Annotated in this window: 1 protein-coding gene; it reads right to left on the bottom strand. The window is 44.1% G+C overall.

Features of this window, described 5'->3' with window-relative positions:
* Positions 1 to 85: 85 nt before the first annotated feature.
* Positions 86 to 619, bottom strand: a 534-nt coding sequence (locus GJ688_RS20080; RefSeq protein ID WP_328597406.1) for a group II intron maturase-specific domain-containing protein, incomplete at its 5' end; no start/stop codon positions are given.

Below are 619 nucleotides of genomic sequence, written 5' to 3' on the forward strand. Positions count from 1 at the left end.
AATCGGATAGGAGGTCACCCATTATTTGAGTGACCGACCTTCCACACCACCGTGCGTACCGTTCGGTACACGGCGGTTCCCCAGTTTACGCCGTGACTTGTCGATAGTAATCCGAAAAGAATAGGAATCCAAACCCCCTAATGACATTGTTTGTCAGGGATTTGGATAGGATTGGGCTATTGGATGTTCTCCAATAGTTCTTTCTTGTGTTTGCGTATTCCCATGCTTTCTGTTCGTAGATTCCGAGTGATGTAAGCATTTTGTACTTTGTCCTCACTCGTTTCCACTGTTTCCAGTAAATCATGCGAATGCGTCTTCTCATCCATTCATCGGTCTGTTGGAGTAGCGTTTTCATATCTGCTACTTTAAAGTAGTTTATCCACCCCATGATGTAGCGTCTGAGACTCGCTGCTCTGTTTTCATTGCTCACTCCGTTGCTTCTGGAAGTAAGCTCTTTCACTTTCTTCCTCATCTTTGCCACCGATTTTGGATGGATTCTGATTCTCGTCCTGCCTTTGTATTGGTAAAACGAAAACCCAAGAAATTTCACCTTTCCCACATAGTCAACGGCTGTTTTCTCCCGATTCACTTTCAGAAATAGCTTCTTTTCAATGAAGGG

This window comes from Heliobacterium mobile, assembly GCF_009720735.1.
In the GTDB taxonomy this organism is placed as follows: domain Bacteria; phylum Bacillota; class Desulfitobacteriia; order Heliobacteriales; family Heliobacteriaceae; genus Heliobacterium; species Heliobacterium mobile.